The 25,757-nt window shown below is 65.3% G+C and carries 20 protein-coding genes; 3 read left to right on the plus strand and 17 right to left on the minus strand.

The window, feature by feature from the left end; genetic code table 11:
• Positions 1–208: 208 nt before the first annotated feature.
• The 17 genes from AC1RP5_RS22190 to AC1RP5_RS22270 all read right to left on the minus strand — a co-directional run bounded on the left by AC1RP5_RS22190 (position 209) and on the right by AC1RP5_RS22270 (position 21,328).
• On the minus strand, positions 209–727 hold the full coding sequence (locus tag AC1RP5_RS22190) for an SOS response-associated peptidase family protein (RefSeq protein WP_493114329.1): 519 nt from the start codon (positions 725–727) through the stop codon (positions 209–211).
• A gap of 157 nt (positions 728–884) precedes the next feature.
• Complete coding sequence (locus AC1RP5_RS22195) at positions 885–3,203, minus strand: PAS domain-containing hybrid sensor histidine kinase/response regulator (protein WP_493114331.1); 2,319 nt, start codon at positions 3,201–3,203, stop codon at positions 885–887.
• The gene (locus AC1RP5_RS22200; protein ID WP_493114333.1) at positions 3,190–3,837 is read right to left on the minus strand and encodes a chemotaxis protein CheX; all 648 of its coding nucleotides are present in this window, start codon (positions 3,835–3,837) and stop codon (positions 3,190–3,192) included. The genes AC1RP5_RS22195 and AC1RP5_RS22200 overlap by 14 nt, the downstream gene beginning before the upstream one ends.
• Complete coding sequence (locus AC1RP5_RS22205; RefSeq protein ID WP_493114335.1) at positions 3,834–4,217, minus strand: response regulator transcription factor; 384 nt, start codon at positions 4,215–4,217, stop codon at positions 3,834–3,836. Before AC1RP5_RS22205 ends, AC1RP5_RS22200 begins: the two co-directional genes overlap by 4 nt.
• Before the next feature lie 93 nt (positions 4,218–4,310).
• On the minus strand, positions 4,311–6,212 hold the full coding sequence (locus tag AC1RP5_RS22210) for a chemotaxis protein CheA (RefSeq protein WP_493114337.1): 1,902 nt from the start codon (positions 6,210–6,212) through the stop codon (positions 4,311–4,313).
• On the minus strand, positions 6,209–6,595 hold the full coding sequence (locus AC1RP5_RS22215) for a response regulator (protein ID WP_493114338.1): 387 nt from the start codon (positions 6,593–6,595) through the stop codon (positions 6,209–6,211). Before AC1RP5_RS22215 ends, AC1RP5_RS22210 begins: the two co-directional genes overlap by 4 nt.
• Positions 6,588–7,439 carry a CheR family methyltransferase gene (locus tag AC1RP5_RS22220; RefSeq protein ID WP_493114340.1) on the minus strand — a complete coding sequence of 284 codons (852 nt, stop codon included), beginning with the start codon at positions 7,437–7,439 and terminating at the stop codon, positions 6,588–6,590. Before AC1RP5_RS22220 ends, AC1RP5_RS22215 begins: the two co-directional genes overlap by 8 nt.
• Positions 7,432–8,070: a HEAT repeat domain-containing protein gene (locus AC1RP5_RS22225; RefSeq protein WP_493114342.1), complete on the minus strand. Its 639-nt coding sequence runs from the start codon at positions 8,068–8,070 to the stop codon at positions 7,432–7,434. The genes AC1RP5_RS22220 and AC1RP5_RS22225 overlap by 8 nt, the downstream gene beginning before the upstream one ends.
• 1 nt (position 8,071) lies before the next feature.
• Positions 8,072–9,151 carry a chemotaxis-specific protein-glutamate methyltransferase CheB gene (gene cheB, locus AC1RP5_RS22230; protein WP_493114344.1) on the minus strand — a complete coding sequence of 360 codons (1,080 nt, stop codon included), beginning with the start codon at positions 9,149–9,151 and terminating at the stop codon, positions 8,072–8,074.
• Complete coding sequence (locus tag AC1RP5_RS22235) at positions 9,151–10,662, minus strand: chemotaxis protein CheW (protein WP_493114346.1); 1,512 nt, start codon at positions 10,660–10,662, stop codon at positions 9,151–9,153. Before AC1RP5_RS22235 ends, cheB begins: the two co-directional genes overlap by 1 nt.
• Position 10,663: 1 nt before the next feature.
• Positions 10,664–12,598, minus strand: a complete 1,935-nt coding sequence (locus AC1RP5_RS22240) for a methyl-accepting chemotaxis protein (RefSeq protein ID WP_493114348.1) — start codon at positions 12,596–12,598, stop codon at positions 10,664–10,666.
• Positions 12,599–13,169: 571 nt separating this feature from the next.
• On the minus strand, positions 13,170–14,534 hold the full coding sequence (locus AC1RP5_RS22245; RefSeq protein ID WP_493114350.1) for a glutamine synthetase family protein: 1,365 nt from the start codon (positions 14,532–14,534) through the stop codon (positions 13,170–13,172).
• A 28-nt stretch (positions 14,535–14,562) separates the two neighbouring features.
• Positions 14,563–15,867, minus strand: a complete 1,305-nt coding sequence (locus AC1RP5_RS22250; RefSeq protein WP_493114351.1) for a TRAP transporter large permease — start codon at positions 15,865–15,867, stop codon at positions 14,563–14,565.
• A 34-nt stretch (positions 15,868–15,901) separates the two neighbouring features.
• Positions 15,902–16,498, minus strand: coding sequence for a TRAP transporter small permease subunit (locus AC1RP5_RS22255; RefSeq protein WP_493114352.1), 597 nt, complete (start codon positions 16,496–16,498; stop codon positions 15,902–15,904).
• A complete protein-coding gene (locus tag AC1RP5_RS22260; protein ID WP_493114354.1) occupies positions 16,495–17,508 on the minus strand; it encodes a TRAP transporter substrate-binding protein in 1,014 nt (337 codons plus the stop codon). Before AC1RP5_RS22260 ends, AC1RP5_RS22255 begins: the two co-directional genes overlap by 4 nt.
• A 57-nt stretch (positions 17,509–17,565) precedes the next feature.
• Complete coding sequence (locus AC1RP5_RS22265) at positions 17,566–19,239, minus strand: hydantoinase B/oxoprolinase family protein (RefSeq protein ID WP_493114355.1); 1,674 nt, start codon at positions 19,237–19,239, stop codon at positions 17,566–17,568.
• A gap of 10 nt (positions 19,240–19,249) precedes the next feature.
• Positions 19,250–21,328 (minus strand): hydantoinase/oxoprolinase family protein, encoded by a 2,079-nt coding sequence (locus AC1RP5_RS22270; protein WP_493114357.1) that lies wholly within the window; start codon positions 21,326–21,328, stop codon positions 19,250–19,252.
• Positions 21,329–21,423: 95 nt separating this feature from the next.
• Here AC1RP5_RS22270 and AC1RP5_RS22275 point away from each other — a divergent pair, with 95 nt between their 5' ends.
• From AC1RP5_RS22275 to AC1RP5_RS22285, 3 genes are read left to right on the plus strand one after another with little or no spacing between them, the layout of a single operon-like run.
• The gene (locus AC1RP5_RS22275) at positions 21,424–22,632 is read left to right on the plus strand and encodes a cyclic nucleotide-gated ion channel (protein WP_493114359.1); all 1,209 of its coding nucleotides are present in this window, start codon (positions 21,424–21,426) and stop codon (positions 22,630–22,632) included.
• Positions 22,629–24,320, plus strand: a complete 1,692-nt coding sequence (locus AC1RP5_RS22280; RefSeq protein ID WP_493114361.1) for an FAD-dependent oxidoreductase — start codon at positions 22,629–22,631, stop codon at positions 24,318–24,320. Before AC1RP5_RS22275 ends, AC1RP5_RS22280 begins: the two co-directional genes overlap by 4 nt.
• Before the next feature lie 28 nt (positions 24,321–24,348).
• On the plus strand, positions 24,349–25,755 hold the full coding sequence (locus AC1RP5_RS22285) for a mannose-1-phosphate guanylyltransferase/mannose-6-phosphate isomerase (RefSeq protein WP_493114363.1): 1,407 nt from the start codon (positions 24,349–24,351) through the stop codon (positions 25,753–25,755).
• The last annotated feature ends 2 nt before the right edge of the window (positions 25,756–25,757 follow it).

Raw genomic sequence — 25,757 nt, forward strand, 5'->3', positions numbered from 1 at the left:
TTCTACAACATTCAGCCGGTGCCTAATAGAGCCGCCAGTCATGCCGAGGAGCGTGGCCAATTGGAGTCGGTCATGCAAATTCGCGATCGTATTTGTAGCGAGTCGAGGCAACGACGAGGGCGGAGCTGCTGCGCAGCCGGAAGGCGAAATAGCGCGGCCAGTATCAGGTCTTGCGCGGCCTCAGCCGCTTCGGTTCTGGCGCGGCGCTTCAGGTCACGCCTTCCATCGGCTTGAGCAGCGCTTTGGCGGCGACGGGGTCGTTGCGGTTTTCGCCGAGCCACGTCGCCCACACGTCGAAGTTTTCGAGGATCGCCAGCATGCGAGGGGCGCCCTCGCCCGACTTGATCTCACGGCGGATCAGTTCGTTGGCGGGCACCGTGACCATGACGCAGGCCAGCATCGGCATCGGCAAGTCGGATAACTCGTAGCGACGCCACAGGAAGGCAAAGCCGCGCGGCTGGCCGCCACCGGGATTGATCGCCCATTGCTCCCTGACCTTGGCGCCCGAGGGCTTGGTGACTTCCTCGGCTTCGTTGAACGTCTCGAAGACAACGATGCCGCGCTGGCCGTCGGCAAAGGCGTTACGGAAGGTGCGCAGCTCGTCGACCGTCTCGGCGCGCGCATGCATGTGATGGAGGCGAGACCAGTTGTTCTCGGGCAGTCCCCAGCGCGTCGGGACGATGCGGCGCTTGCCGAGTCCGGCGCCCCAAATGATGACCGGGAGCATCGTGTCGATCTCGCCGCCGCCGCTGGGTTCGCCGGTTAGCGGATGGGAGAAATTGCCACCTCCCGCCACTTCCTATGAGCCGCGAACTTTCCGCACATGAGTGATGCTAACGCACCATGCCAAGGAATCAAAAAGCCGGGTCCGAAATCACAGCGAGTTATCTGGCCAGCATTTCCCGTATTTTTAGAGCAAGAGCGTCGAGGGCGAAGGGCTTGGTCACCATCTCCATGCCGACATCGAGAAATGGCGCGTGGCCAGTAGCGTGCTCGGCATAGCCGGTGACGAAAAGGATTTTAAGGTCGGGCCGATGCTTACGAGCAATCTCGGCAACCTGGCGGCCGTTCAACCCGGGCAATCCAACATCGGTGATGAGCAGGTCGATCGAGGTGTTGGAAGTCAGGACAGGCAACGCCGCTTGGCCGTCGCCAGCTTCCAGGCAGGAGTAGCCCAGCTCGCGCAGCACATCGGTGATGATCATGCGGACGTGCGAATCGTCCTCGATGACCAGAACCGTCTCGCCCGATCCCGTGGCGGATTCTTGTGCTGGCGCCAACGCGCGCGGCTGTACGTCTCCTGCATGGCGCGGCAGGTATAGCCGGAAAAACGTGCCCTTCCCGACCTCGCTCTCGACCCTGACATGACCGCGTGACTGCCGGACGAAGCCGTAGATCATGGAAAGACCAAGACCGGTGCCTTGCCCAATAGGCTTAGTGGTGAAGAAAGGCTCGAACACCTTGGCAATAATGTCAGGCGGCATGCCGGCGCCCGTGTCGCGCACGCCAATCACGACATAGCTGCCCGGCTCGACCTCTTCCTGGCCGAAGCGCTGGCGCTCCTGCACGACAACGTTGCTTGTGGAGAGCGTGACCTTGCCACCCGCCGGCATAGCATCGCGCGCATTGATGACGAGGTTGAGTATCGCATTTTCGAGCTGATGCGCATCGGTCAGCGCCGGCCACGCTTCGGGGTCGAGGTCGAGCTGCAACTTGAATTTCTCGCTGAGCGTCCGGCCCAACAACTCTTCCATGCCCCCGACCAACCGGTTGGTGTCGACGGCCTTGGGATCGAGCGGTTGGCGGCGGGCGAAGGCAAGCAGGCGATGGGTCAGCGCCGCCGCGCGATTGGCCGAGGCGATCGCGCCATCCATGAAGCCTTGAAGATCGTCGACGCGGCCGGCGCGGATGCGACGCTTCAGAACCTCCATCGAGCCGATAATGGCCGTCAGGATATTGTTAAAGTCATGGGCAATTCCGCCGGTTAGCTGGCCGATCGCCTCCATCTTCTGCGAATGGCGCAGCGCCTCCTCGGCCTTCGCCAGAGCGTGCTCGGCTTCGCGTTCAGCGGTCACGTCCCGTCCCACGGCTTGGACGAGATTGTCGGCCACAACGCCACTCCATTCGATCCGGCAGCTTCCGCCATCGCTCATGCGCATGCCGGCCTCGAATAGTCGCGGCGCATCGCCCGCGAAAAGGACCTGCATCTCCGATTTGAACTGGACACGCTCTTCTTCGACGACAAAATCGAACAAGCTCGTGCCGAGCAGGGAGGCTTCTTTCCAGCCGAGCAGACGCGTCCAGGCCGGATTGACCGAACTAATCATACCGTCGGCCCCGGCCACCACCATTACGTCGGCCGACAGAGTCCACATGCGCGTGCGGTCGGCGGTACTTTGCGCGACGCGGCGCTCCAGCGTTCGGTTGAGCACGCGAAGCGCGTCGACGGCCATGCGGCGCTCGTTCACGTCGCGCAGGATCACGGTGACGAACACGCGCTTGTCCGCTTCCCATCGCGAAGCCGAGGCTTCGAGGTAGCTGGGCGTACCGCTACGCCGCCGCGCAACCAGTTCGACAGGGCGTGCAAGCGGCTTGCCGGATAGAACGGACTCGAACGCAGCGATCCATTCGCCGGAATCCTGCAGCAGTGACTTAAGTGAGCGACCGATAAGTTCCGTAGTCGCGTAACCGAACTCCCGCGCGGCCGCTGGGTTGGCGAGTTGGATCGTGCCGCCGGAATCAAGTGTCAGAATGGCATCAGGAGCGCCGCCGACCACCGCGTCGTAACGTGCATTTTGGCGCTCACGCAGGATTTTCTCTCGCCCTGCTGTGGCGGTTACGTCGGTGAACTGGACGAGACAATGTCTGACAGGTGGATCGCCCAGCGGGCCGACGGACAGATTGTGGATCAGGCGCTGCCCGCTACGGGTGCGCAACGGAAACGGCGAATGCAGCGCATGCGTCAGCAGACTGGACGCGCCCAGCTCTAGCGCGTGAGAAACGGAAGAAATAAAGCGCGCCGTGATGTAACCCGGAAATAGCGCGTCGAGAGGGTGGCCGATGGCGTCGCTGGCCACAATACCGCTCGCCGATTCCATCCAGGCATTCCATGCCAGCACGCACTGCTTCTCATCGAGCACTACGAGCCCAATATCGACCGCGTCGAACGTCAATCTCTCGAAGGAAGTGTCAGGTGAGGTCATTCAGCGGCGCGACCCCACCCGCCGTGCGGTCGATGAAATCGCGCAGAAGCAGCTTCATCGCAGCCAGCGAGGGCATGTCCATCAGCATCGCGATGTAGCCGCGGATGTCGCGGCTGCGCAGCGCGAAGTCGATGTAGAGCAGCATCACGACATCTCCCGCCTCGGGCGGCGGCGCGAGGTTGAAAAACTTCGACGCCTCGCCGCGTAGAATTTCCGGCAGGGACATCTTCAGGCTTCGCTGCAGCATGTTCGCCATCGTGGCAAGGCAGCCGTTCAGGATGACGTTTCCGATCTCGGCCAGCGCCTCGTGCTCAAGCTCGATGATCTCCTCGAGGCTAAGTTCGGAACCCGCCACGGCACGGACCAATTCCAGGCTCTTGGTATCGGGGAAGATCAGCAGCGCGCGCCCGACGATATCTCCCTCGAAGACCTGATGAACGCCGACCAGCGTGCTAACGTTATTTTCACCCAGGGTCGCGATCGCCTGCTCGCGACTGACCAGCGAGACCTTCGGGACAGACAGGTGGACCTGCTCGCCCACCATCTCACGCAGGCTGGCGGCAGACTTGTTGACGCCGATGTTGACCATCTCGGTCAGGGCGTCGAGTTCCAGCTCGTCGAGAATTTCCCTCACGGCTTCGAGGCTTCCAGTTGCTTCACCGCAACGTCGAGGAACGTTCGCATTGCCGCTTCCGTCAAGGGCTTGGCGAGGAAAATGGCCCCTGCCTCTTTCACGCGCGCCACGATCTCGGTCTGGTGATTGGCCGAGATTACTGCCAGGGGCATGCCGGGCTTCAGGGTATGCAACTCGGCGACGAGTTCGAGCCCGTCGCGTCCGGGCATATTGAAATCCACCACCGCAAGATCGACGGCCGCCTCGCGGACACGGGCGATAGCCTCATCGGCATTTGCCGCCTCAACCCGAACCCAATCCGGGTGAACGACCGCCAGGACCTTACCAACCGCCATTCGGGCCAACTTGCTGTCGTCGACAACCAAAATCCTATAACTCATCCCGTCCGTTTCCCCCGCCCGTGACCTGCACGTCAACAAATGATGGCACAACGGTTCGATACAATACCGAAAAAGACCCCGAGTAACGTTTTTTCAGGCAAGAAGTTCCTGAATATCGAGCACGATGAGCACCCGACCATCACCCATCAGTGTCGTGCCATCGATCCCGGGTACGTTCGCTAGAAGGCCATCGGGCGCCGTCAGCATCACATCGAGCCGATCGCCCAGTCGGTCGACTTCGAGGCCGCCCAATTGGCCCATGGCGCTCACGACGACGAGAGTTGCCTCCGGCCCTTCGGCGGGACGTGAGCTGCCGAGAGCCTTGCCGAGATCAATGACAGGCACAGTGCGATCGCGCAGCACGAAGGCGCGCGCGGCCCCTACGGGAGCGATGGCGCCACGGGGCACCCGCACCGTCTCGACGACTGCTTCCAGCGGCAGGCCGAAAACCTGTCCACCCGCCTCGACGGTCATGACACGCGTCATCATCACCGTGAAAGGGAGATTGAAGCGGACCAGCGTGCCGAGCCCTGGCCGGCTCGTGACGAAGACGCGTCCACCCAGTCGTTCGATGGTCGTGCGCACCACATCCATCCCGACACCTCGCCCCGACAGGTCACTGACGGAGGCGGCTGTCGAAAAGCCAGGCGCAAAAATGAGATCGGTGACCTCGGCCTCGCTCATCGAGGCAATGGCACTTGCTGGCGCGACGCCGCGCGCGGCAGCCACGGCTCGCACCCGATCCAGATCTACGCCGCGCCCGTCATCCTCTACCTCGATGACGATGTGCTCGCCCTGCCGCATCGCTCTTAGATGGATAGTTGCGATGGGCGACTTACCAAGGACCCCGCGCTCCTCAGCTTTCTCCAGCCCGTGATCGAGGCTGTTGCGGATCACGTGCAGCAGCGGTTCGGAAATCGCTGCCACGATGGTCTTGTCGGCTTCCGTGGTGCCGCCCTCGATCATGAGGCGCGCCGGCTTGCCGAGTGACCCCGCCATTTCACGCACAAGTCTTGGAAAGCGCTGGAACGCCGTCTGAAGCGGCAGCACGCGCAGCGCTACCACGGACTGCTGAAGCTCGGCGACCAGCCGTTCGAGTTGCAAATGCTGCGATTTCAATTCCGCTGCCATTCGACGCGGATCGGTCTCTTCGCGAAGAAGGCGGGCGGAATGGCCGAGCGCGTTCTTGGCCACGGTGAGTTCGCCAGCGAGCTTCACCAGTGCATCGATCCGGTGAACGTCGACGCGCACCGATGTCTCTGCCGATGCTGCGCTTAGATTCCCGGGCAAAGCCGGCGCCGCGACCGAAACCTGCTCGATGATCCGGGCCAACGCCTCCGCCAAGGGTTCCGGTGGAGGCACCATCTCCGCCAAACGCTCGAACGCCTCAGCGTCGGTCGACTTCCCGAGCCTGCGCAGGACGCTAGCGGTGACTCTTACAGCCGACTTCCAGCGGCCCGGCAGACCCTCCGGCGTCGTGTCCTGCAGAAGCTTCATCTGCGCTTCGAGCAAGGCAAGCGCGGCAGCCGACAGCGCGCCGACGAGGTCTTCAGCACTCAGAGCGGCCACTTCGTCGAGTTCGGACGATGCAGCGGGAGTCGCCGGTCGGGCGGCTTCGCTGACCAGCCGAAATTGGCCAATGACTTCGTCGGCTCTCGCCTGAGCGTCAGCCGGGACCTCGCCCGTCGCCTGCATCTGGTCGAGCCAGGTCGTAACCAGATCGAGACAGGCAAGGCAAAGATCAGTCACGGCGGCAGTCATCGCGACGGTTCCCGCCCGCACTGCAGACAGCACGTCTTCGCCAGCATGAAGCGTCTGTGCCATCGCCTCGAAGTCGACGATGCCGGCAGCGCCCTTCAGCGTGTGAAAAGCACGGAACGCGCTATCGAGGCGCTCCTTGTCGCCCGGATTCTCTTCCAGTGCGAGCAAGTCATCATTTCCCTGCGCTACCAGCTCCCGGCCTTCGATCAGAAACTGTTCGATGAACTCGTTCATCGAACTGCTCCGCACATCAGCATCACATGCTCGACCAAGACCTCTGGGCGAACAGGCTTCACAAGATAGAAGTTGGCCCCGGCAGCACGCGCCGCATCCCGGTCGTGCTCTGCTGCCTCGGTGCTGACGATGAGCGCCGGCAGCGAGCCCTCGGCCGAGTCAAGGCCGCGCAGCGCCTTCAGGAAAGTGAACCCATCCATCTGTGGCATGTTCACGTCCACGACCGCCATGATGAAAGGTTCGGCGAGTATCTTCTCCAAGGCCTCGACGCCATTCAGCGCCTCGACGACGGTGAACCCAGCCTTCTCTAGCGCATCGCGATGGAAGCGGCGCACAAGGCCGGCATCGTCGACGATAAGAATCCGCCTGGAGGCCTCATCCATGGACTTTTCTCCGGGGCCGCTGGTAGACGATGGCGTCGGCGAAGCGGCGGATCTCGAAAAGCGAGGATACACGGCTCATCGATTCCGTGTGCCCGAGGCAGATAAAACCACCGGGCGCCAGACTTTCATAGAGATTCTCGGCCGCCATCCGGCGGGAGGCGTCATCGAAGTAGATCAATACGTTCCGGCAGAAGATAACGTCGAACGTGCCGTAAGCCCGCACGGAGTCAGACTCCACGATGTTGACCGGGCTGAACTGCACTGAGTCGCGCAGATCGGGCACAAGGCGCCACAGTTCAGGTCCTGTCGGCTCGAAATACTTCTCCACCAGCCCGGGAGAGAGTCGCATCAGTGCCCGCGCGCCATAAAGGCCGTCCCGCGCCGCCTCCAGGCAGTTGGTATCGATGTCCGACCCCACAATCTCGATTTCGTGTGTGTCTACCTCGGGCCAATTCTCAAGCAGCCAGATTGCGAGCGAGTAAGGCTCTTCCCCAGTGGAACACGGCACCGACCAAATACGATAGGCCTCGCCCGCCGGCTTCATCTGCCGGCGCTCGGCCAGCAAGTCGTTGGTCAGGCAGCGAAGCTGATGATCCTCACGGAAGAAATATGTCTCGTTCACCGTGAAAGCGTTGATGAACTGCTCGATCTCGCCCTCGCTGTCGGCTCTCAAACGGTGGAAATAGGTCCCGAAATCCCTGATGCCCAACGCGGCCATGCGCTCCGCGATACGTCGGTGCGCGTAGTAGCGTTTGCTCTCGGCGAACACCATGCCGGTGCGCCGATAGAGAAACTCGCTGACCTTGCGAAATTCCTCTTCTGAAACCGACGGGAACTCACTCACGGACGCTGGCGCGCTGCGTTTCGATGCGCTCCCGTGCCACTTTGATGCCGAACCCAAGGAAGGGGTCCGCCGAGAACCGGTCCTCGCAGCGCTTCAGCGCATCCAGCAGTTCCGGCCCGCCGACCTCGCAGGCCACTTCGAGAGCCGCGGCGCATACATTGGCTTCGGTCTCCCGTTCCAGAACCCGGGCGAGCAACCGGTTCGCTTGGACCTCGGGCTGGTCACGCACCAGCTCGCAGCTCAGCAGACGCACATCCGGGTCGGGATCGGCCAGCAGCCCGACAAGGTGCGGTGCGACAGCGGCCGGCATGGCACGCAGCACGTCGATCGCACCTGTACGCAGGCTTGCATCGTCTGACCGGAGCAAGGGCAGCAGCGCCGCTGCGCTCTCGGGCGATGCAATTCGCGCCAAGCTGCTGAGGATCGCGGCGCGAACGCGCGGATCGGCTTCGCCTGGCAGGGCGGCGGCGAGAGCTGTAGCAGCGGCCGGATATGCAGCGGCGGATCGAGCGGCGGCCCAGCGCTCATCCTCACTGCCGTGCGTCAGAACCTGCGCGTCAAATGTCGGCGGCGAAGCCGTCGTAGGAGCTTGAGCGGAGGGGCTTCCAGGCGGCTTCCGAACTAATGGCATGTCAGGGCACCAGCCGAACGAGCCGCGGGCCGATCTCCTGTAGTGGCAGGATCCAGTCTGCACCACCCCGGCGGGCCAGCTCTCCCGGCATACCCCAGACTACGGCCGTTTCCTCGGATTCCGCGATCGTGCGGCCGCCCCTGCTCCGCAGCAACGTCATCGCTGGAGCCCCGTCCGAACCCATTCCCGTCATCAACACGCCTATCAACTGGGCTGGAGCCACATGCTCCATGGCGCTGACAACGAGGCGTTCCGTACTTGGATGCCACGGATAATCGGCCTCCGCCGCCTGTGGCGTCGCAACCAGCCCCGACGGCCGCCGCGCCACGACGATGTCGGCGTCACCCCGGCCGATATAGACGTGCCCAGGCTTCAGCGGCATGGCACGGCTGACCTCCTTCACGGTCACCTCGCAGAGCCCGTCCAGGCGCCTCGCCAACGGCCCCGTGAACGCCGCCGGCATGTGCTGAGCTACCAGAACCGGCCAAGGGAACGTGGCTGGCAGAGACGTGAGCAGGGCCTCCAGCGCGGGCGGGCCACCGGTCGATGTCCCGACCAAGACCAAACCGTCGCCCACCGCCGCATTCGGTTCGATATCTGACACTAACTGCGGTCGAGGACTGGGCGGACTTAGGCTGGCGCCAATCCGGTGGCGGATGCGGTCACGCAGCCGGGCACTGGATCTAATCTTTGCCTGCGACGCCGCATGGACCCGGCCGAGCAGGTTCGTGCGCAGCTCGTCGATATGGAGCGAGATCGCGCCCTCAGGCTTGGCGACGAAGTCGACTGCGCCCAGCCGTAGCGCTTCAAGTGTCGTATCAGCGCCCTCGGCGGTGAGCGACGAGACCATTACGACAGGGCGCGGTGACTCGACCATGATGCGGTCGAGGCAGGCCAGCCCGTCCATCTGCGGCATGTTGATGTCGAGGGTCACGACGTGAGGATCGAAGGTCCCGATAAGATCGAGAGCTTCGACGCCGTTACGTGCAAACTGAATCTCGAATGTGGGGTCGCTTGCGAAAATCTGCCCGAGCAGGCGTCGCATCAACGCCGAATCGTCGACGACGAGGACACGGATCACTAACTAGCCTTGCCCGGCTTTGCGTTGAAGGCATCGAGCAGGCCGCGCTCGGCGCGGGTCAGCAGCTCTGCGGGATCGAGAAGAAGGACGATGCGCCCCTTGTCTTCGAGATTCACCACGCCCTGAACAAGGCGGACCTGCTCGCCAGTCAGGCTGGGCGCCGGCTCGATGTCACCCGCGAAGCAGCGCATCACCTCCGAGACCGAATCCACGATGAGCCCGGCGCGATGGCGCTCCGTGCGCACCACGAGAAGCCGACGCGAACGATCGTCGCCGGAAGGTGGCAGCTCGAAACGGCGGCGCTGGTCGACCACCGGCAACACCTCGCCGCGCAGGTTGATCACGCCTTCAAGGAACTTGGGCGCCTTCGGCAGGCGCGTGATCTGTTCGGGGACGCGTGCCACCTCGTTAACGGCATCGATAGGCAACGCGAACTCGTCTTCGCCGAGGCGGAATACGACGAACTGCCGCTCCTCGCCTCTGCTCTGCTGAGCCTCATTGGTCGCTGGTGATGCGGTAGACCGGGCGGCATCCAATCGCTGCATGGTCCCCTCCTTGAACAAGCTGCGTGGCTCCAGAAGCGACACGAGGCGGCGGCCGCCCTCGCCGCGATAGATCGATGTTACCTTCGCTTCACCACCGATTCGCGCCGCCAGGACCGGCGGCACATCCTCGATCAGCTCGGCGTCGGCTGCGAACAGCGAGCGCATGCGGTCCGCCACGAGGCCAACCAGGGCCGAGCCAATATGCGCGACGACAACCTTCTCTCGTCCGGTACGTTCGGTCGGATCGGCGAACCCCAACAATCCGCGTAAAGACAGTAACGGCAGCAAAGTTCCGCGGTACGTGGTGACACCAAGGACGGCTCCGTCACTGGCCGGCAGCACGGCACGGTTCGCCGGAGCGGCGATGATCTCCTGCACCGCGCCGAGGTCGAGCGCGAACTCCTGCCCCGCCACCTCGAAACTGACCATCCGGCGGCGATCGTCATTGGCACCTGCTGCAACATCCGAACGGCTCGTGCCCGACACAAGCCGGCGATGACTTGGCCTTTCCTGCGCCGTGAAGGCGGACGCGATCAGCGCTGCAATGTCGACGATCTTCGCGACAGTTCCCGACTCGCTCACGGCAAACGCGCCGCGAATCTTCTCGCCCGGTTTGGCCGCCAGTTCGGCGGGGCGGCTCTCGATCCTGTGGCTCTCGATCGTCACCAGTGCTTCGACAGAATCGACGGCGAGAGCAACGGGTGCGGCACCATCTAGGACAAGGGCACGGCCGGCTGGCGCCTCTGGCCTGCCCAGCAGGCCGCGCAGGCCCGCCACCGGCAGCACCGCACCGCGCAGGTTGGCAACACCCAGCAATCCCTCCGGTGCGTGAGGCACGCGCGCGAGCGCCGGCATGCGAATGACCTCGACGACCTCTTCTGCCGGCAGGGCGTAGAGCCGGTCCTCGACGCGAAACGTCAGGAACCGCCGCGTTGCCGCCCCAGCGACTTGCGCGGCCACCGCCATGTCAGCCCCTCTCCCGGCGCAATTCGTCGGCAAGGGAGGCGATCTCCTCGATCGCGCCGGCAAGGTCCTCGGCACCACGTGCCTGCTCGGTGGAGGCCTGCGCTGCCTGCCGCGATGCAGCCCCTGCCTCCTCAGCGGCGGATGCGATCTGACGCGCGCCGGCGGCCGACTCGACAGTGGCCGAGAGGACCTGATCAGCGCCGTTAAGGATTTCGCGGTTGGCTTCACTCAGCGCGCCGACTTCCTCGGCCACCTTGTCGAAGGCTCCTTGCAGGGCTCGATTGGCTTGCACTTCGAGGTCGACGGCTGCGACGATCTGTTCAAGGTCGCGCCGCACCGAGGCGATCTGGTCCAAGATACCGCCGACCGTATCCTTGATCGTGTCGGCGCTCTCGGCGGCCTCACGTGCAAGGCCACGAATGTCGTTCGACACGGTGGCGAAACCACGTCCGGCCGCGCCGGCACGCGCCGCCTCGATCGATCCGCTAACGGCCAGCATGGTGGTCTGCACGACGACCAGCGATATGCCGTTCACGATCTTCTCGATACGCCGACCCACCGTTTCCAGTCGGCCGATGGTGACGAGGGTCGCCCGGGTAACTTCCAACCCGCTGGTCACTCCCGACACCAGATTTGCGACGGCCGAACCGCTAGTGCCAAGGCCCTCCCGCAGCGCCACAAGACGCTCCTCGGTGGATGTCGCATTGGTCTGCGCGTTCCGGGCGCTCTTCTCGATCTGCGCCAGTGCCGCCGAGGTCTGCTGCGTGGCAGCCGCCTGCTGCTGGGAGCCACGATTGATCTGGGTGACGGCGCTACTGATTTGCTGCGCCGCGCCGGAAAGCTCCTGCATGGTCGCAGACAACTCCTCTGCCGTTGAACCCACCTCCTCGGCGGCAGCCAACGTCGTGTCGCCAGCGCGGATCTTCTCGGTGAGGAGCGCGAGCGCCTGGGCCGCCGCCTGTCCCTGATCGAGTGCCCTCGCCTGTTCCTGGATGGCGGCCTGCGATTCGTTCGCCGCGGCGGTTTGCTCTTCTGCGGCGCTGGCAACCAAGAGCGCGCCCTTTTCTGCCTCGCTCGCCGCGCGCTCGGCTTCGAGTGCGCTGGTCAACGTGTCTTCGCTGCCGGTGGCGATCGTCTTCAAGTCCAGGCGCAAAGTGGCCAAGTTTGCCACGACAGACCCGCCGGCTTTCGCCTCACCTATGGCCGCCTCGGCCGCCTTTTGCAGCGCAGCGGCCACGTCACGCACGTCTGCCTGAATCTCGTCGGCAAGCTTCTGCACGTCTTGCGCACTTTTCTCGGAGGTCTCTGCAAGCGCCCGCACCTCGTCAGCCACCACCGCGAAGCCCCGGCCCTGCTCGCCCGCGCGCGCGGCCTCGATAGCCGCATTCAGGGCCAATAGGTTGGTTTGGTCGGAGATCCGGCTCACCGACTGGGTGATCGCGGCAATGTCGGCCGCACGGCGCTCCAGCTCTGTGACGAGCACCACGGATTCGCCTTGCCGTTGGCCGTTTCGCTCGATAGAGCGGGCGGAGGCGGTGATCTGGCCGGCAGCTTCCGCCAAAGTCAGTTCAGCAGCCTCGGTGCGGCGACGCGCCTGATCTGCCTGGCTGCGCGCAGAGCCGAAGCTCGCGACGACCCGCTTGATGGCCGCCACCTGCTCCTGGGACGCGCCGGCAGCCTCAGCGGCACCGCTTGCAATCTGGTCCATCGACCGCCGCAGTTCCTCGGCCGCCGCTGACGCTTCCGTGAGGCCGCTTGCCAGTTCCTCGGTTGCCGCCGCGAGGCGTTCCGACACCTTGCCCCGCTTGCTGGCCATTCGGGCGCTGGCGACGCTGGATGATCCTGCTAGCGCCGGCGGCGCTGTCACCTCTGTCGATACCGCCGCCACGGCTGCACCACCGCCGGACTTAAGCTTGGTCTTCTTGACGAGAGCCATTGGGGTTCCTGCGCTGCTAGGAACGATAGCGAAAGTTTCACGGCTATCGAGCGATACCACCCTAGTGGAAACGTCCGGGTCGTCCAAGGCGACGCATTTGCGATGGGCTCTCAGTGCGAATGCCATGGACTGAAGATTCCATGGTCTGTCTTGCCGGTCTGCAGAGGCCGCCTCTCAGCAAACAGGCAGGAACAATCGCCTACTGAAAAATTATAAAATTTTTTCCGCCGTTCGGGCACAGGTCCTGGAGTCCCAAATATGGGAGGGGCCACCTCACCCCCGAACTCGTTTCCACCGAAGTCAGGAATCACACCAAGGCGCCAGACACCAGAACCATCCCCTCAAAGGGAGCATGGCGCTCGCCCTTCGGCGCGGGTGACTCCAAAGAACAGGACATTACCGGTTGCCGGTCGTCGTTCGTGGCCCCGACGAAGCCAATTTCCACCGGGTGGATACTCCGTGGATACATCGGCTACTTCGCCTCACTGTCGAAGGGGGCGCCAAGCTACGGACGAGCCAATGATTTCAACACTTTTCGCGAAATCGTTCACGAGCGAGCAATATGTTCTTGTCAGATGATTTCCATGTAGCGGTCGAGCTCCCAGTCCGTGATGGCCTTGCGGAACTCACGCTCTTCCCATTCGCGTGTTGCGGAATAATGATCGACGAAGGCGTCGCCGAAGAGATCGCGCGCCGGCTTGGAGGCCTTCAGCCGGCCGGCCGCCTCCATCAGGGTCCGCGGAAGCTGCGACTTCGCCGGGTGCTTCTTCTCGTAGGAATTGCCCATGATTGGCTCGCCGGGATCGATGTTGTTCTCGATACCCCACAGACCCGAGCCGATGGCGGCGGCGATCGCCAGGTAGGGATTGGCGTCGGCCGCGGCCACGCGATACTCGACGCGGGTCGACTTGGCCGAGCCCGGGATGACGCGCAGCGAGGTGGTGCGGTTCTCGACCCCCCAGGTGGAGGCGGTCGGCGCCCAGAAGCCCGGGATCAGGCGGCGGTAGGAGTTCACGTTCGAGGCGACCATGCCTAAAAGCTCGGGCATCAGGGCCGCCTGACCACCGACGAACTGGCGCATGGTCTTGCTCATGCGATGCGGCGCCTTCTCGTCGAAGAAGACCGGCTTGCCGTCCTTCCACAGCGACATGTGCATGTGGCCACCGCAGCCCGGCCAGTCCTTCGACCATTTGGCCATGAAGGTGGCGAGCCAGCCGCGCTTCTGCGCCAGCACCTTGGTGAAGATCTTGAACAGCGCGGCCTTGTCGGTCGCGGCCAGTGCGTCGTCGACACGCAGCGCGGCTTCAAGCACACCGGCGCCGGTCTCCGTGTGCAGGCCCTCGATGCCCATGTCCATCGCCTCGCACATGGCGAGCAGGTCACGGTACCAGTCGGACAGGACGGAGTTTCGCAGGACGGAGTAGCCGAAGAAGCCCGGCGAGATCGGCTTCAGGTTGCGATAGCCCTTCTCGCGGATCGATTCGGGCGTCTCGGCGAAGACGAAGAACTCGTACTCGAAGCCGACCTTCACCTCGAAGCCAAGCTTCTTCGCGCGCGCCAGCACACGACGCAAGGTGCCGCGCGGACAGATCTCCTCGGCCTTGTCGACGAACTCGCAGAGGAACAGCAGGTTGCCGGGCTCGGTCGCGATCTCACGGCAGGTCTCGGGCAGGATGCGGACGTTCGCGTCGGGATAGCCCGAGTGCCAGCCCGTGTAGGTGACGTTGTCGTAGAGCTGGTCGTTCATGTCCCAGCCCAGCACCACGTCGCAGAAGCCGAAGCCTCCCTCGAGGGCGGAACGGAACTTGTCGACGTGGATGTACTTGCCGCGAAGGATGCCGTCGATGTCGTGGACGCCCACTTTGACGTGGGTGAGCCCGCGCTGCTTGACGATCTTCAGCGCATCGGCGGCCGTCTTGACCTGACGCGGTTCCATTCAGTTCCCCTCATTGCCCCGACGCAGACTAGCTGGCGAGATAGCGCGGAAGCCAGAGGGCAATGTCGGGGAAAACGGCGATGACCATGGTGAACAGGATCATGATCAGCAGGTACGGCAGGGTCACGCGCGCGATATAGCCCAGCCCGTCTTCCGTCAGGCCCTGGATCACGAACAGGTTGAAGCCGACCGGCGGCGTGATCTGCGCCATCTCGACCACCAGCACCAGGAAGACGCCGAACCAGATCGGGTCGAACCCGGCCGCTTTCACGATCGGCATCACGATCGGGAGCGTCATCACGATCATGCTGAACCCGTCGAGGAAGCAGCCGAGGATCAGATAAAAGATGATCAGCGCCACGATCAGCATGAACGACGACAGGCCGAGGCTCTTCACGAACTCCGCGACGGCCGCAGGAATGCCGAGGAAGGCCGCCGCACTGCCCAGGATCGAGGCGCCCAGCACGATCAGCGCGATCATGGCGCAGGTCTGCACCGAACCGATGGCGATCGCCTTCAGGGCCGCGCTCGAGAGTTCCCGCTGGACGCCGGCCACGACCAGGGCACCCAGCACGCCCACGGCGGCGGCCTCCGACGGCGTCGCCAGTCCGCCATACATCGAACCCAGCACGCACAGGATCAGGAACACCGCGGGCCCCAGTTCGCGGATCGAAGTCAGGAACTCCGCCGCCGTCGCGACCCGCACCTTGCGCTCGCTGGCCGGCACCAGCTCCGGCTTGAGGGCGGTGTGCAGCATGATCCAGCCCATGAAGCATCCGGCCAGCAGGAAGCCCGGGATGAAGCCTGCCGTGAAGAGCTTGGCGATCGAGACGTCGCCCAGCACGCCGTAGATGATCATGATGTTGGAGGGCGGGATCAGGAAGCCGAGCGTGCCCGCTCCCGCGAGCGAGCCGACGGCAACATCCTTCGAATAGCCGCGCTTCAAAAGCTCGGCGAGCGAGATGCGGCCCACCACCTGGGTCGTCGCGGCCGAAGAGCCCGAGATCGCGGCGAAGATCGTGCAGCCAATGACGTTCACGTGCAGCAGCCTGCCCGGCAGCAGCGCCGCCCATGGCGAGAGGCCGCGGAACAGCGTCTGCGACAGGCGCGTGCGGAACAGAATCTCGCCCATGATGATGAACAGCGGCAGCGCCAGCAGTTCCTGCGTCGTCAGGATGTTCCAGGTGTACTGCGCCAGCAGCTTGTCGAGCGGGATGTCGCGGAAGATCGCCAGGAGGACCGTGCCGGTGACGGCGAGCGTCCAGCCGATCCACAGGCCGCCCGCCAGGAAGGCGAACAGCACGACGAACATGGTGATGACGATTTCGAGCATCGCAGCCTAACTCATACGCAAGGTCATTCGACGATCATTCGCTGACCGAGCCGGCCCGCATGCTGACGTCCTCGAGCGGCAGGCCGAACAGCGCCTGGAAGAAGCGTGCGACGAACTGCATGACCAGCAGGCAGATGCCGAAGGTCACGAGGGCCTGCGGAATCCAGAGCGGCGTGGCGCTGGAGATCGACACCTGATCCGACGTGAAGCTGCGCCAGGTGAAGTTCACCATCGCCACCGCGAGAAAACCCGAGAAGGCGACGCCGAGCGCGGCCAGAACGGTCTCCAGCCAGCGCCGCACCTGCGGCGAGACCCGCGCCACGACCAGCGTGACGCGGATATGGCCGCCGGCCCTCAAGGTCATGGCGGCGCCGAAGGTGAAGGCCGCCGCCATCAGGTAGGAGCTGTATTCCCAGGCGACCGGAATGTCCGACGGCATCCCTGGAAAGATGTCCGAGAGCGCGCGCAACAGGACCTCGCCCAGCATCAGACAGGTGAGCGTCACCAGGCAGGCGGCGCCCATCCAGCCGTCGAGACGGCCCAGCAGGTCGATCCCGTCGAGGAAGGCGCGCAGCGGCTGCGGCGCGCCCGCGTTGGGATTGGGCCCATGGCCGCTCAAGTGCCCGCTCACCCGCGCTTCATCTCGGCGAGGTAGGCCTTGATCGGCTTCTCGGCCGCCGGCACGCGCTTGTAGAACTCCGCGATCATCGGCGCGGTCTTCTTCTGGAGATCGGCCGTCATCGCCGCCGACGGGATCACGAGCTGCATGCCGCCGGCAATCAGCTTGGCGTTGCTGTCCTTGTCGGCCTGCAGGGAGGACTGCCAGAACTCGGGCTCCAGCTTCTTCGCCAGGTCGACGATGATCTTCTGGTTGGCCGGCGAGACCTTCTTCCAGGTGTCGTTGTTGATCGTGACGATCTCCGACGACCAGGCGTGGTTGGTCTGGTGGAAGAACTTCAGGAACTCCCAGAACTTGCCGTCGACGCCCGATACCGACGACGTCGACACGCCGGAGACGGCGCCCGAGGACAGCGCCGCGATGGTCTCACCCCAGGGGATCAGCGCCGGCGCCATGCCGATGGCGCTGCACATCTCCTGGGCGTTCTTGTCGGGCACGCGGATCTTGATGTTCTTGAGCGCATCGAGGCTCTCGGCCTTGATCTTGAGATGCAGGTACTGGGTCGGCCACGGCACCGTGTAGAGCATGGTCTGGTTGTTCTTCAGCAGCACCTTCTCGTACTCGGGCCGCAGGTACTTGTGCAGCACCTTCAGCTCTTCGATGTTGTTCGAGATGAAGGGGATGCCCTCGACGCCGAAGATCGGTTCGTCGCCGATCTGCTGGATGTTGAGGATGTCCGCCATCGGCACGAGGCCGTCGCGTACGGCACGCATCTGCTCGGGCCCCTTGAAGCCGAGCTGACCGCCCGACTTCACGTCGATGTCGACGGCGCCGTTCGTCTCCTTCTTCACTTCCTCGGCGAAGCGCTTGACGTTGACCGTGTGGAAGTTCCCGTCCGGCCACACCGTCGCCAGCGGCAGCTTGAGAGCCGCCTGCCCCATCACCACGGCCGGCGCACCGACCATCGCCATCGCACCGACTCCCACGCCAGCCTTCAAGGCCTTCCTGCGTCCCAGCTTCATCGAAGCCCCCATCGTGTTCAGGTTGATTACTTTCCCCGTATCCAGCGCCGCTTTGTCTTATTCTGCTGCCTGCGGCGGCTTGAATTCATAAAGCTTGTCGGCCGATTCCTCGGAGATCAGCCCGTCGGCCAGATCGTTGGCGACCTGCGTGCGATCGCGCTCCTTCGGTGCGCCGATGCCCGCGCCACCCGGCGTCAGGATCATCAGCCGTTCGCCCGGCGGGATGAGCTGGAAGCCCTTACCCTTCAGGGTCTGGCCTGACTTCAACGCCACCACGCCTGCCTCGCCGTCGCCGCCGCCATCACGGCCACGCGCCGGATAGTCGATGCGGTCGAAGGCGGCGAGCAGGTCGAACGGCTCGTCGATGCCGCTCTCGATCTCCATGATCTGGCCGAGGCCGCCGCGCGTGCGGCCGGCGCCGCCTGAATCGGGGCGGAACTCCTTGCGCCAGAAGATAAGCGGCGTCTGCGTCTCGGCGATCTCGACCGGCGTGCCGCGCACGCCGCTGGGATAGGCCGTCGCCGACAGCCCGTCCTTGTCGGGACGCGCACCGGTGCCACCGTTGGAGGTGATGGCCATGCCAAAGCCGTAGTTGCCGCCCTCGCCACCCTTCACGCGGCCGCGCACGTTGATGTTCCACAGGCACGAAGTACCCTCGGCCGGCACGCGCTCCGGCACGACCTGGCGCAGGCAGCCGAAGGTCACGTCGGGCAGCATCTGGCCGATGACATGGCGCGAGGCGACCGCGGTCGGCTTGGGCGCGTTCAGGATGCAGCCCTCCGGCGCCGACACAGTGAGCGGCTCGAGCGAGCCGGCGTTGTTCGGGATATGCGTGGAGACCACGCAGCCCAGGCCGAACACGGTGTAGGCCGTCGTATAGGCATGCGGCACGTTGATGCCACGCCGAGACACGCCGGTCGTGCCGCTATAGTCGACATGGATGCCGGTGTCGGAAATCGTGAGTGTGGCCTTCAGGGTCACCGGCTCGTCGTAGCCGTCGACCGTCATGCTGTTGTGCCAGGTGCCCTTGGGCAGCTTGGCGATCTCGGCCAGCACCGCCTCGCGCGAGCGCGCGATGACGTGGTCGCCCAGCTCGTCCAGCGACTCGATGCCGAACTCGTCCATCATCTCGACGAGGCGACGGGCGCCCACGTCGTTGCAGGCGGCCAGGGAGTAGACGTCGCCCTCGGTGTCGACCGGCTGGCGCGTGTTGGCGCGGATCATCGCGAACAGGGTCTCGTTTGCCTTCCCTTGGTCGAACAGCTTCAGCATGGGGATATAGAGCCCCTCCATGAACACGTCGGTCGCATCCGGGCCAAAGCCGATGCCGCCGATGTCCATGAGATGGCTGGTGCAGGAGAACAGCGCCACCAGCTTGCCATTGCGGAAGCACGGCGTGGTGATGACGAAGTCGTTGAGATGGCCGGTGCCCATCCACGGATCGTTGGTGATGTAGGCATCGCCCGGCTTCATCGTCTCGATCGGGAAGTAGCGCAGGAAGTGCTTCACCGATTCGGCCATCGAGTTCACGTGGCCCGGCGTGCCGGTCACGGCCTGGGCCAGCATGCGGCCCTGCAGGTCGAAGACGCCGGCGGAGAGATCGCCGCATTCGCGCACGATCGGGCTGAAGGCGGTGCGCATCAGGGTCTGCGCCTGCTCCTCCACCACCGCGATCAGGCGGTTCCACATGATCTGGAGGTCGATCAGGCCGACGCTGTTGGACTGGCTCATGGGGTGCTCCTCACGCGTCCTTGCGATCCATGACGATACAGCCGGACGCATCGATGTGCGCGGCAAAACTGGCCGAGATGTAGGTCGATGTCTCGTCCTCGGCGACGATGGCGGGTCCGGCGAAGACGCTGCCCGGCGGCAGCTTCTCGCGGCGATAGACCGGCACGTCGGCGGTCTTGCCGCTGCGGCCGTCGAACACCGGACGGCGACCGACCGGCTGCGGCGCCGGAGCGTTGCCCGCCTTGCCCTGGACCTCGTGCTGCTTGGCCTCGGTCGAAACCTGGACGGACCAGCTCAGGATCTCGATCGCCGCGTTGGGGATGTGCCGCTCGAACAGCACGCCATAGTCGCGCTCGTAGGCTTCGCGCAGGGCGTCCGTGTCGGCCACGGTCAGCGCGCGCTGCGGCAGGGTCACCATGATCTCGTGGCCCTGGCCGACGTAGCGCATGAAGGCGACGCGACGCTCGAAGGTCGGCAGGCCGCGCGCGCCCGGCGCGACCAGTGCAGTCGCTTCCTTGCTCATCTCCTCCAGCAGTTCGCTGGCCGCCGCGGCATCGAACGTGTCGAGACGCATGTAACGGCTGCGCACCAGTTCGAACGACACCGGCGCGGCCAAGAAGCCGACCGCCGAGCCGACGCCGGCATTGGGCGGCACGATCACGCGTTGCACCCCGATCTTCTCGGCCACACGCGCGGCATGGAGCGGCGCGCCGCCGCCGAAGGCGATCAGCGTGTATTGATTGACGACGGAACCGCGCTCGACGGCATGCACACGGGCAGCGCTGGCCATGTTCTCCGACACCATCTCGTAGACGGCATAGGCGCCCATCTCGGCCGAGAGGCCGATGCCTTCCCCCACGTCGCGCTCGATGGCGCCACGCGCGGCTTCGATATCCAGGGCGATCGAGCCGCCCGCGAAATGCGCCGGATCGATCGTGCCCAGCACCACGTTGGCGTCGGTCACCGCCGGGTGCAGCCCGCCCCGGCCGTAGCATGCCGGACCGGGCTCGGCGCCCGCGCTCTCGGGGCCGACCGTGACCCTCTTCAGCGCGTCGAGGCGGGCGATGGAGCCGCCGCCCGCGCCGATCTCGACCATCTCGATCACCGGGATGCGCACCGGAAGGCCGGAGCCTTTCAGGAAGCGCGCCGCCCGGTCGACCTCGAACAGCCGCGCGGTGTGCGGCTGGTACTCGTCGATCAGGCAGATCTTGGCCGTGGTGCCACCCATGTCATAGGAGAGCGCCCGCTTTTCACCCGCGCGCGCCGCCACACCTGCAGCAAAAATCGCGCCGCCTGCGGGGCCGGATTCGACCAGACGCACCGGGAAGCGCCGCGCCGTCTCGATGGCGGTGAGGCCGCCGCCCGAGGTCACGAGGTAGATCGTGCCGGTGAACTTCTCGACCGCGAGTGCTGCCTGCATGCGCTCCAGATAGGAGTCCATCAGCGGCTGCACATAGGCATTGGCGACGGCGGTCGAGGTGCGCTCGTACTCGCGGACCTCGGGGCAGACCTCGCTCGACAAGGTCACCCAGAGATCGGGCAGCTCTGCCTTCAGAATCTCGCGCACCTTCCGCTCATGCGCCGGGTTCACGTAGGAATGCATGAAGGAGACGGCCACGCTCCTGATGCCTTCGGCCTTCAGCGTCGCGGCCAGCGCCTTCACCGCGCCTTCGTCCAGCGCCAGGCGCACTTTGCCATGCACGTCCATGCGCTCGGGGATGGTGTAGCGCATCGCACGCGGCACCAGCGGCTTCGGCTTCTCGATGGAGAGGTCGTACTGGTCGTAGCGGCTCTCGTTGGCGATATCGAGGACGTCACGGAAGCCTTCGGTGGCGATCAGGGCCGTCCGCGCGCCGCGCCGCTCGATGACGGCGTTGGTCGCCAGGGTGGTGCCGTGGACGAAGACGGCGACGTCGCCGAAGGCCTTGCCCGCGTCTCCGAGGATGAGGCGTACCCCGTCGAGGACAGCTTCCTCCGGGCGTTGGGGGGTCGTCAGCAGCTTGCGCGTGATCCGACGGCTTCCCTCTTCCAAAACCACGTCCGTGAACGTGCCGCCGATATCGACGGCAATACGCAAATCGTTGACCACCTTGAATACAGACCTCTTTGTCGGGGAATGGCCACGACGGTAGACCGGGCGCCCCTGCGTTGCAATTCGCAGGCCAGCCCGACTATGGTCGCTCCGTGACGGACCAACAGAAGACACTCCGCTCGCAGATGTTCGACATCCTGCGCCCCAACGAACCCACACCGGGGGCGCGCCGCTGGCGGCAGGTCCATCTGGTCGTCCTCGCCATCGGCCTGCTTGCCGTGATCCTGCTATCGATCGACGAGCTGCTGACACCCCATCGCGTCGTCCTGCGCGGCGCGATCTGGTGCGTGACGTTCTTCTTCCTGGTCGAATATGCGGCCCGGCTCTGGGTGGCGCCGGAATGGCCGCAACTGGCCGACATGTCGCCCACGATGGCGCGGCTGCGCTGGGCGATGAGCCTGTCCGGCCTGATCGGCCTGCTGGCGGTCATGCCCGCCGTCATGCTGGCCGGCGGCTACAGCATCGTGGGCGCCGACGCGGCCTCGATCTTCTGCATCCTCTGGATCATGAAGCTCGGCCTGCATGCGCCGGCCTTCGGCACCCTGGTACGCGTGATCTCCAACGAACGCGCGCCGATCGCCTCCGTGCTCATCGTGTTCGCCATCCTGCTGATGTCGGCCGCGACCGGCGCCCACATAGTGGAGCGTGCCGGCCAGCCGCAGCAGTTCGGCAGCCTGCCCAACGCCATGTGGTGGTCGGTGGTCACCCTGACGACGACCGGCTACGGCGACGTGGTCCCGCTCACCCCGATCGGCCGCATCATCGGCTCGGCGCTGATGATCAGCGGCATCGCGGTGCTGGCGCTGATGACCGGCGTGCTCGCCACCGGCTTCGCACAGGAGGAACGGCGGCGGGAATATCTCCGTGTCTGGGACCAGGTCTCGCGGGTGCCCATCTTCACCTCGCTGGGCGTGGTCACCCTCTCCGAGATCGTGGGCAAGCTGCGCACCCGCTATTACCCGGCTCGCGTGCTGGTGCTGCGCCGCGGCGATCCCGGCGATTCGATGTTCTTCATCTCCAGCGGCGAGGTCGAGGTGCGCCTGCCGACCGGCGGCACCGTCCGGCTGTCCGACGGCGCCTTCTTCGGCGAGATGTCGCTGCTCAACCGCCAGCCGCGTGCGGCCTCGATCGCCACGGTGAAGCCGACGACCCTGCTGGTGCTCTACGCCAGCGACTTCTACGAGATCGCCTCCCACATCCCGGCCCTGGCCGAGGCCGTGGAAAACGAGGCAAGGCGCCGGCGGGAAGAGAATCTCGAACGCCAATCCGGCGGCGCGGCAGCGGGCGACCAGAAAAAATGATCGAGACCGACCTGCTGGTGGTCGGTTCCGGAGCGGCCGGCTTCTCGGCGGCGCTGACGGCCTCACATGCGGGCCTCGACGTGCTGATGGTCGAGAAGGAGAAACTGTTCGGCGGCACCACGGCCTATTCGGCGGGCGTCATCTGGATCCCCGCCAACCGGCACGGCCGGGCGCTCGGCATCGCCGATTCCAAGGAAGACGCCCTCACCTATCTCCAGCACGAGGCCGGCAACCGCCTGAATCTCGAACTGGCCAATGCCTTCCTCGACAACTGCAATCCCGCCGTCGAATTCATCGAGAACAACACGCACGTGCGCTACGAGGCCGTGCCGATCTGGGCGGACTATCACCCGACCAAGCCGGGCGCCGCGCAGGGCGGCCGCTCGCTGTTGCCGCTGCCGTTCGACGGACGGCGCCTCGGCAAACGTTTCGACCAGTTGCGCGCGCCGCTGCGCACCATGATGGCGTTCGGCGGCATGATGCTTGGCCGCAACGACCTGCCGCACGTCTTCAAGATGACGCGCTCCGCCCGCTCCGCGCTGCACGTCGCGGGCATGACGGCGCGCTTTGCGATCGACCGGCTGAACCACGATCGCGGCACGCGGCTCACCAACGGCAACGGCCTGATCGCAGCCCTCGCCCTCTCGGCCGAGGAACGTGGCATCGAGCTCTGGCTGGACAGCCCGGTGGTCGAACTCGTGCAGAGCGACGGCGCGGTGACTGGCGCGATCGTGCAGCGCGAGGGCAAGCGGCAGGAGATTCGCGCCCGGCGCGGCGTCGTATTGGCCTGCGGCGGCTTCCCGGCCGACGACGAACTGAAGCGCCGCTACTACGGCCATGTGCGCGACGGCCACGGCCATCGCTCGGCGCCGCCGCCGGGCAATCGAGGCGACGGCATCCGGCTCGGCCAGTCGGCCGGCGGCGCCCTCGCCGAGGACGTCGCCTATCCCGCCGCCTGGGTCCCGGTCTCGCTGGTGCCGCAGCCCGACGGCAAGACCCTGCCGTTCCCCCATTTCTACGAGCGCGGGAAGCCCGGCTACATCGCCGTCGATTCGACCGGCCGGCGCTTCGCCAACGAGTCGGCCTCCTATCACGACTTCGTCCCGGCCATGGTCGAGGCCTGCCGGGGCCGCGCCGAGACGAGCTGCTGGCTGCTGTGCGACCACCGCGCCATCCGGCGCTACGGCATGGGCGCCATCGGGCCCGCGCCGCTGCCGCTCGGTCCCCATCTCCGCAATGGCTACCTGCTGAGTGCGGGAAGCTGGGCCGAACTGGCCGGCAAGATCGGCGTAGATTCACAAGAACTGCAAAACACGATCCGGCACTTCAACGCCAATGCCGCCCGCGGCGAGGACCCCGATTTCGGCAAGGGCACCGACGCCTATCACCGCTTCAACGGTGACCCGACCCATGGGCCCAATCCCTGCCTGGCGCCCCTCGAAAAAGGGCCGTTCTACGCGATGAAACTCATCCCGGGCGATATCGGGACCTTCCTGGGGCTGCGGGTCGACGGCCATGCCAGGGTCCTCGATGGCGCGGGGGCGCCCATTCCGGGCCTCTATGCGGCCGGAAACGACATGACCAGCGTCATGGGCGGTACTTACCCGGGGGCAGGCATCACCATTGGCCCGGCCCTCACCTTCGGCTATATCGCGGCCCGGCACGCGGCCACAGAAGCCCGTCAGTAAAGCCCCTCAGGCAACGAAAGCTGTCGTAATGTCTCTCATCACGCCCGTTATCCTCGTCGGAGGCTCCGGCAAGCGCCTGTGGCCCCTGTCGCGCGAGAGCATGCCCAAGCAGTTCGTGCCGCTGCTCGGCAAGCAATCGACCTTCCAGCAGACCCTGCTGCGCGTGGCCGACCGCAGCCTGTTCAGCAAGCCGGTGATCGCGACCAACGATGCCTACCGCTTCATGTGCGAGAGCCAGGCGCGCGAAATCGGCATCGAGATCGACATCCTGGTCGAGCCGTCGCGCCGCGACTCCGGCCCCGCCATGGCCGCCGCCGCGGCCTACACGCGCGGCCTGGGCGCCAAGGCGGTGCTGGCGCTGGCCTCCGACCATCTGGTGATCGGCGCCGAGGAATTCCTGGCCGGCTGCCGCGAGGGCCTTACGGCCGTCGAGACCGGTGGCATCGTCACCTTCGGTATCCCGCCGACGGAACCCAAGACCGACTACGGCTACATCCGGCCCGGCCCTGAGAAGATCGGCCCGGTGATGAAGGTCGCGGCCTTCGTCGAGAAGCCCAATGCCCAGAAGGCGATGCAGTACATCGCCGAGGGCCTGCTGTGGAACAGCGGCAACTTCCTGTTCCCGCCCGAACTGCTGCTGTCGGAGATGAAGCGCTTCGAGCCCGCGATGGCCGCTGCGGCCGAGGAAGCCGTCGCCAAGGCCAAGACGACCGGTTCGACCGTGTTCCTCGACGCCGATGCCTTCGGCAAGGCGCCTGCGAAGTCGATTGACTATGCCGTGATGGAGCGCACCGACAAGTGCTGGGTGGTCCCCGCCCGCTTCCGCTGGTCCGACCTCGGCACCTGGGACGCGCTGCTCGATGTCGGCCAGGCCGACAGCGCCGGCAACGTCACCGAGGGCCCGGTCGAGATCGACCATGTGCGCAATTCCTACGTCCGCTCCGACGGCCCCCTCACCGCCGTGATCGGCGTCGAGGACGTGGTCGTGGTGTCGATGAACGACGCCGTGCTGGTCGGCCATCGCGACAACCTCCCGCGCCTCAAGGACGTCGTGCAGCGCATGTCCGACGGCAAGCACCGCGCCGCGACCGAGCACGCCGTGATGCATCGCCCGTGGGGCAGCTACCAGGACATCGACCGCGGCGAGCGATTCCGCGCCAAGCGGCTCACGGTGAAGCCCGGCGCCAAGCTCAGCCTGCAGAGCCACAATCGCCGCGCCGAGCACTGGGTCGTGGTGAAAGGCATCGCCGAGGTCACGCTCGACGACAAGATCATGACCTTGCGCGAGAACCAGTCGACCTACATCCCGATCGGCGGCGTCCATCGCCTCGCCAATCCGGGCACCGAACTGCTGGAAGTGGTCGAGGTGCAGACCGGCGACTATCTCGAGGAAGACGATATCGTCCGCTACGAAGACATCTACGCCCGGGTCTAGGC

The organism is Reyranella sp. GW821-FHT12G01 (assembly GCF_058806575.1).

Bases quoted from the DNA above. Each gene is read 5' to 3' on its own strand.
- AC1RP5_RS22240 (WP_493114348.1), bottom strand. From the start codon at position 12,598: ATGGCTCTCGTCAAGAAGACCAAGCTTAAGTCCGGCGGTGGTGCAGCC.
- AC1RP5_RS22260 (WP_493114354.1), bottom strand. From the start codon at position 17,508: ATGAAGCTGGGACGCAGGAAGGCCTTGAAGGCTGGCGTGGGAGTCGGT.
- AC1RP5_RS22235 (WP_493114346.1), bottom strand. From the start codon at position 10,662: ATGGCGGTGGCCGCGCAAGTCGCTGGGGCGGCAACGCGGCGGTTCCTG.
- AC1RP5_RS22245 (WP_493114350.1), bottom strand. From the start codon at position 14,534: ATGGAACCGCGTCAGGTCAAGACGGCCGCCGATGCGCTGAAGATCGTC.
- AC1RP5_RS22225 (WP_493114342.1), bottom strand. From the start codon at position 8,070: ATGCCATTAGTTCGGAAGCCGCCTGGAAGCCCCTCCGCTCAAGCTCCT.
- AC1RP5_RS22285 (WP_493114363.1), top strand. From the start codon at position 24,349: ATGTCTCTCATCACGCCCGTTATCCTCGTCGGAGGCTCCGGCAAGCGC.
- AC1RP5_RS22195 (WP_493114331.1), bottom strand. From the start codon at position 3,203: ATGACCTCACCTGACACTTCCTTCGAGAGATTGACGTTCGACGCGGTC.
- AC1RP5_RS22265 (WP_493114355.1), bottom strand. From the start codon at position 19,239: ATGAGCCAGTCCAACAGCGTCGGCCTGATCGACCTCCAGATCATGTGG.
- AC1RP5_RS22215 (WP_493114338.1), bottom strand. From the start codon at position 6,595: ATGGATGAGGCCTCCAGGCGGATTCTTATCGTCGACGATGCCGGCCTT.
- AC1RP5_RS22250 (WP_493114351.1), bottom strand. From the start codon at position 15,867: ATGCTCGAAATCGTCATCACCATGTTCGTCGTGCTGTTCGCCTTCCTG.
- AC1RP5_RS22190 (WP_493114329.1), bottom strand. From the start codon at position 727: ATGCTCCCGGTCATCATTTGGGGCGCCGGACTCGGCAAGCGCCGCATC.
- AC1RP5_RS22205 (WP_493114335.1), bottom strand. From the start codon at position 4,217: ATGAGTTATAGGATTTTGGTTGTCGACGACAGCAAGTTGGCCCGAATG.
- AC1RP5_RS22210 (WP_493114337.1), bottom strand. From the start codon at position 6,212: ATGAACGAGTTCATCGAACAGTTTCTGATCGAAGGCCGGGAGCTGGTA.
- AC1RP5_RS22280 (WP_493114361.1), top strand. From the start codon at position 22,629: ATGATCGAGACCGACCTGCTGGTGGTCGGTTCCGGAGCGGCCGGCTTC.